5 protein-coding genes are annotated in these 5,746 nt (G+C 73.3%); 3 read left to right on the forward strand and 2 right to left on the reverse strand.

Annotated features, from left to right (window positions below):
* A partial coding sequence (locus GTW67_RS11765; protein ID WP_161164752.1) for an SDR family oxidoreductase occupies nt 1-585 on the reverse strand: 585 nt, incomplete at its 3' end.
* 182 nt (nt 586-767) lie between these two features.
* On the opposite strand from GTW67_RS11765, the gene GTW67_RS11770 reads away from it, so the two are divergent.
* Nucleotides 768-2,438, forward strand: a complete 1,671-nt coding sequence (locus tag GTW67_RS11770) for an alkaline phosphatase D family protein (protein WP_161164749.1) — start codon at nt 768-770, stop codon at nt 2,436-2,438.
* Here GTW67_RS11770 and GTW67_RS11775 read toward each other — a convergent pair.
* On the reverse strand, nt 2,425-3,498 hold the full coding sequence (locus GTW67_RS11775; protein WP_161164750.1) for a Gfo/Idh/MocA family oxidoreductase: 1,074 nt from the start codon (nt 3,496-3,498) through the stop codon (nt 2,425-2,427). The two genes, GTW67_RS11770 and GTW67_RS11775, sit on opposite strands and share 14 nt — an antisense overlap.
* Before the next feature lie 84 nt (nt 3,499-3,582).
* Here GTW67_RS11775 and GTW67_RS11780 point away from each other — a divergent pair, with 84 nt between their 5' ends.
* Together GTW67_RS11780 and GTW67_RS11785 are read left to right on the forward strand one after the other, a co-directional pair.
* Nucleotides 3,583-4,926, forward strand: coding sequence for a multidrug effflux MFS transporter (locus GTW67_RS11780; protein ID WP_237518795.1), 1,344 nt, complete (start codon nt 3,583-3,585; stop codon nt 4,924-4,926).
* A gap of 77 nt (nt 4,927-5,003) precedes the next feature.
* On the forward strand, nt 5,004-5,746 hold a 743-nt coding region (locus tag GTW67_RS11785; protein ID WP_161164751.1), incomplete at its 3' end, for a serine hydrolase.

The following is a 5,746-nucleotide window of genomic DNA, read 5'->3' on the forward strand; positions in this document are numbered from 1 at the left end:
TTTGCCGATGTCGATCTGGCCGACCGCGATGCCGTAGGGCCTGCCGTCCAGGGAGAGGGACTTGGTCAGGCCCGTCAGCGCGTGCTTGGTCGCCGTGTACGCCACCGAGTGCGGGCGGGGCGTGTGCGCGGAGATCGAGCCGTTGTTGATGATCCGGCCGCCCTGCGGGTCCTGCTCCTTCATCTGCCGGTACGCCGCCTGCGCGCACAGGAACGCCCCGTTGAGGTTGGTGTCCACCACGTGCCGCCACGCGTCGTAGGGCAGTTCCTCGACCGGCACGCCGCCCGGGCCGAACGTCCCGGCGTTGTTGAACAGCAGGTCCAGGCGTCCGAAGCGCTCGCGTACGGCGGCGAACAGGGCCGTCACGTCCTCGGGCCGTGACACGTCGGTCCGTACGGCGAGGGCGGTGCTCCCGGGGACGAGGGCGGCCGTCTCCTCCAGGGTCTCGGTGCGCCGGCCCGCCAGGGCCAGCGTCCAGCCCGCGCGCAGCAGTTCGGCGGCGACCGCGCGGCCGATGCCGGAACCGGCGCCCGTCACCACGGCGATCCTCTCGCGCCCCTCGCGCCCCTCGCGGCCGGTCGTCATGTCGTACGTCCCCTCGTCAGCGGTTCTCACGGTGTTCATGAGGCCGCAGCGTACGCGTGGGGGTGGGGCGGGGGATCATGCGGAACTCATCCGTCCGCCACGGGGTCGTCATGCTCGCGCCAAGGTGACGTCGTCCCGGGCCATTCGAATGCCCCTTGCACCCACCGCAAGGGGAGGAACGGATGACACCCGCGAACCACCAGGCCACCAGCCGCGCCCAGGCCGCCGCCCGGCCCCCGCACGCCCCCGAACTCCGCGCCGCCGCCCGCCACCTGGGCCGCCGCCGCTTCCTGACCGTCACCGGCGCCGCCGCCGCGCTCGCCTTCTCCGTGAACCTGCCCGCCGCCGGCACCGCGAGCGCCGCGGAACTCGACCCCGCCCGGCTGCCCGGCGACCCCTTCACGCTCGGCGTCGCCTCCGGCGACCCGCTGCCCGACTCCGTCCTGCTGTGGACACGCCTCGCCCCCGCGCCCTACCAGGCCGACAGCGGACTGCCCGCGAAACGCGTCGACGTCGGCTGGGAACTCGCCCTCGACGAACGCTTCCGCCGCGTCGTCAGACGGGGCACCACCACCGCCCACCCCGAGTTCCACCACACCGTCCACGTCGAGGTCGGCCACCTCGCCCCGGGCCACGTCTACTACTACCGCTTCCGCGCCGGCCGCCACGTCAGCCCCGTCGGCCGCACCCGAACCGCGCCCCCGGCGGGCAGCCGCAGCGCCGAGCTCACCTTCGGCCTGGTCTCCTGCCAGCGCTACGACCAGGGCTACTACACCGCGTACAAGCACCTCGCCGAGGAGGACGTGGATGTCGTCTTCCATCTCGGCGACTACCTCTACGAGTACGCCGTGAACGCCGTCGGCGGCTCCCGCGCCTACCCGGCCGGGACCCTGCCCTCGCTCTTCAACCACGAGACCGTGACCCTGGAGGACTACCGCCTGCGGTACGCCCTCTACAAGTCCGACCCCGACCTGCGGGCCGCGCACGCCGCGCACCCCTTCGTCGTCACCTGGGACGACCACGAGACCGAGAACAACTACGCGGGCGACACCCCGGAGAACAGCGTCCCGCCCGAGGAGTTCCTGCTGCGCCGGGCCGCCGCCTACCGCGCCTACTGGGAGAACATGCCGCTGCGCCGCCCGCAGCTGCCCGACGGGCCGGACCTCAGGCTGTACCGGCGCCTGCACTGGGGCCGCCTCGCCCAGTTCGACGTGCTCGACACCCGCCAGTACCGCTCCGACCAGGCCTACGGCGACGGCTGGCAGTACCCGGGACCCGAGTCCGAGGACCCCTCGCGCACGCTGACCGGCGACGCCCAGGAGCGCTGGCTGATCAACGGCTGGCACCGCTCGGACGCCGTGTGGAACGTCGTGCCCCAGCAGGTCACCTTCGCCCAGCGGTACAGCTCCACCACCACGCCGTCCAAGGTCTCCATGGACTCCTGGGACGGCTACCCGGCCTCCCGCGAACGCGTGCTGGCCGGTGCGCAGGCCGCCGGTGTCGAGAACCTGATGGTCCTCACCGGCGACGTGCACGTCCACTACGGCTTCGACATCAAGCGCGACTTCTCCGACCCCGGTTCGCGGACCCTGGGGACCGAGATCGTCACCTCGTCCGTCACCAGCGGCGGCGACGGCTCCGCGAAGCCGTCCAACTGGGACACCTACATGGCCGCCAACCCGCACCTCAGGTTCTACAACGGCCTGCGCGGCTACGCGACGGTGTCCCTCGGCCGTGAGCTGGCGCGCGCCGACTTCAAGACGGTGTCCCACGTGACCACCGAGGGCGCGCCGCTCACGACCGCCGCCTCCTTCGTCACGGAGGTGGGGGAGCAGGGGCTCAAGCCGGCGTGACCTCGCGGGGCGCGGACGGGTCGGTGGGGTGGTCGGCCGTCTGTCCAGTGGTGTGCGCGGTGGTGTGTTCGCCCGGGTAGCGGACGCCGACGCGGTCGCGGATCGCGTCCAGCGTCCGCATCACCGCGAGCGTGCCGTCCAGCGGGACCAGCGGCGACTCCGTCTCACCGGCCCGCAGCGCCCGCATCACCTCCCGGGCCTCGTGCCGCAGGCTGACCCGGGGGCCGTCCGCCGGGTCGGCCGTGAACTCCTCGGGGTCGCGGCCGTCCCGGTGCAGCACGAAGCGCTCCGGGGCGAAGAAGCCGCCCGGTATGTCGATGCGGCCCTCCGAGCCGGTGACGGACGCGGTGTTGGGCGTACCGCCCGTGATGGAGCAGTGCAGCGAGGCGAGCGCGCCGCCGTCGTACGAGAGCAGCGCGCCCGTCTGGAGGTCGACGCCCTCCGGCGAGAGCACCGCCCGCGCCGTCACCTCCGCCGGCTCACCGAGCAGCAGCTGCGCGAACGACACCGGGTACACCCCCAGGTCCAGCAGCGCGCCGCCGCCCTGCGCCGGGTCCCGCAGCCGGTGCGCCGGCGGGAACGGGCCCGCCAGCCCGAAGTCCGCCTGGAGCGTGCGCACTTCGCCGATCGCGCCGTCGTCCACCAGTGCCTTCAGGCGCCGCACCAGCGGATTGCAGTACATCCACATCGCTTCCATCAGGAAGACCCCGCGCTCCCGGGCGAGGGCGACCAGCTCCTCCGCCTCGCGCACGTTCAGCGTGAACGGCTTCTCGCACAGCACGTTCCGGCCCGCCGTCAGGCACAGGCCCGCGGCGGCCCGGTGCGACGCGTGAGGCGTGGCGACGTAGACGACGTCGACGTCCTCGTCCCGTGCCAGCGACTCCCAGTCGCCGTACGCCCGCGGTATCCCGAACCGCTCCGCGAACGCCTTCGCCGACGCCTCCGTCCGCGACGCGACCGCCACGACCTCCGCGTCCGGCAGATCGACCAGATCCGCGGTGAACGTCGCCGCCATGCCACCGGTCGCCAGAATCCCCCAGCGCACCCTCTGCTCGGCCACCCTGTCCCCACCCTCGCTCACGTTCGGACCAGCCCGTACGAGCTGAGAGCATAGGTGCCGGATCCGTCGAAGAGGGAGGGGCGCATGCCGGAGCGCGGGCCGTCGATACCGGACGCGTCGGCGTCGAACGCCGAGAAGTCGTACGCCGAGCAGTCGAACGCCGAGCTGTCGAACGCCGCACAGCCGAACGCCGCATCACCTGATACGCGGCGTGCCGGGCTGCTCGTCACGCTCGTCCTGGGGGGCCTCACCGCCACCCCGCCGCTGGCCATGGACATGTACCTCCCCTCGCTGCCGGAGGTCACCGAGTCCCTGCACGCGCCGGCCGCCACCGTCCAGCTCACGCTCACCGCCTGCCTGGCCGGCATGGCCCTCGGCCAGCTCGTCGTCGGGCCCATGAGCGACCGGTGGGGCCGCCGGCGTCCGCTGCTGACCGGCCTCGCCGTGTACGTCGTCGCCACCGCCCTGTGCGCGCTCGCGCCCACCGTCGAGCTGCTGGTCGCCTTCCGGCTGGCGCAGGGCCTCGCCGGGGCCGCCGCCATCGTCATCGCGCGGGCCGTCGTACGCGACCTCTACGACGGTGTGGCCATGGCCCGGTTCTTCTCCACCCTCATGCTGATCTCCGGCGTCGCCCCCGTCGTCGCGCCCCTCATCGGCGGGCAGATCCTGCGGGTGACGGACTGGCGGGGCGTGTTCGTGGTGCTCACCGTGGTCGGGGTGCTGCTCGGCGGGGTCGTGTGGGCCAAGCTGCCCGAGACGCTGCCCGAGGCCGAACGGCACTCCGGCGGGGTCGGCGACACGCTCCGTTCGATGCGCGGCCTGCTCGCCGACCGGGCCTTCACCGGGTACATGCTCGCCGGCGGTTTCGCCTTCGCCTCGCTGTTCGCCTACATCTCGGCCTCGCCGTTCGTCGTCCAGGAGATCTACGGCGCCTCCCCGCAGACCTTCAGCCTGCTGTTCGGGCTCAACTCGATCGGCCTGGTCGTCGTCGGGCAGATCAACGGCAAGATCCTCGTCGGGCGGGTCAGCCTGGACCGGGTGCTGTGCGTCGGCCTCCTCGTCGTCATCGCCGCCGCGACCGCGCTGCTGCTGATGGCCCTCGGCGTCTTCGGCGACGTCGGGCTCGCGCCGATCGCCGGGGCGCTGTTCGTGCTGATGTCCGCGATGGGGATCAGCCTGCCCAACACGCAGGCGCTCGCGCTGATGCGGGTCAAGCAGTCGGCCGGGTCGGCTTCGGCGCTGCTCGGCACGTCCTCCTTCCTCATCGGGGCCGTCGCCTCTCCGCTGGTCGGGATCGCCGGGAAGGACACCGCGCTGCCCATGGCGATCGTGCAGCTGGGGGCGGGGGTGGTGGCGCTGGGGTTCTTCCTCGGGATGTGCCGGCCTGCGGGGGCTGCGGGTGCTGCGGAGAAGGAGGTGGGGAGCTGAGCGCTCCGAGACTGCGGGCCGACACACCGGAGCGGGCCGGGCTCGATCCCGGGCAGCTCCGTGCTGTCGTCGCGGACGTGCACGCGCTTACGGCCGGCGAGCGGCCCTGGGCCGCCGGTGCCGTCGTGGCCGTGGGGCGCGGGCCCGTGCTCGCCGTCGAGGAGGCGGCGGGGTGGGCCGTGCGGTACGCGTCGTACGACCCGGGCACCGACGCGGGGGTGGAGCTGCCGGCCGGGGCGCGGGTGCCGATGACCGTCGGTACGCCCTTCGACCTGGCGTCGCTGACCAAGCTGTTCACCGCGGTCGCCGCCGTGCAGCAGATCGAGCGCGGGACGCTCGGCATCGACGCGGAGGTGGGGGCGTACCTGCCCGACTTCCGCGGGGCCGCGGCGTACGGGGTGACCGTGCGGCAACTGCTCACGCACACCTCGGGGCTGCGGCCCGAACTGCCGCTGTACGACTGCGCCGACGGTGAGGAACGGCTGCGGCGGCTGCGGGCGGAGCCGCCGGTGGGGGTGCCGGGGACGTACTGCTACTCCGACCTGAACATGCTGCTCCTCCAGCAGGTGCTGGAGCGGGTGAGCGGGCGGCGCCTCGACGTGCTCGTGCGGGACGGGATCACGCGGCCGCTGGGGATGACCGCGACGCGCTTCGGGCCGTGTCCGGGGGCGGCGGCGACGGAGGACCAGCGGCGGCCGTGGGCGAAGGCGGACCGGGGGATGCTGCGGGGGGTCGTCCACGACGAGAACGCCTGGGCGCTGGGTGGGGTGGCGGGGCATGCGGGGCTGTTCTCCACGGGGCGGGATCTGGCGGTCTTCTG

The sequence above is a fragment of the Streptomyces sp. SID5910 genome (genome assembly GCF_009862125.1).
Classification (GTDB): Bacteria; Actinomycetota; Actinomycetes; order Streptomycetales; family Streptomycetaceae; genus Streptomyces.

Excerpts from the sequence above, each read along its gene's own strand:
- GTW67_RS11770 (WP_161164749.1), top strand. The coding sequence starts at position 768 with ATGACACCCGCGAACCACCAGGCCACCAGCCGCGCCCAGGCCGCCGCC.
- GTW67_RS11780 (WP_237518795.1), top strand. The coding sequence starts at position 3,583 with ATGCCGGAGCGCGGGCCGTCGATACCGGACGCGTCGGCGTCGAACGCC.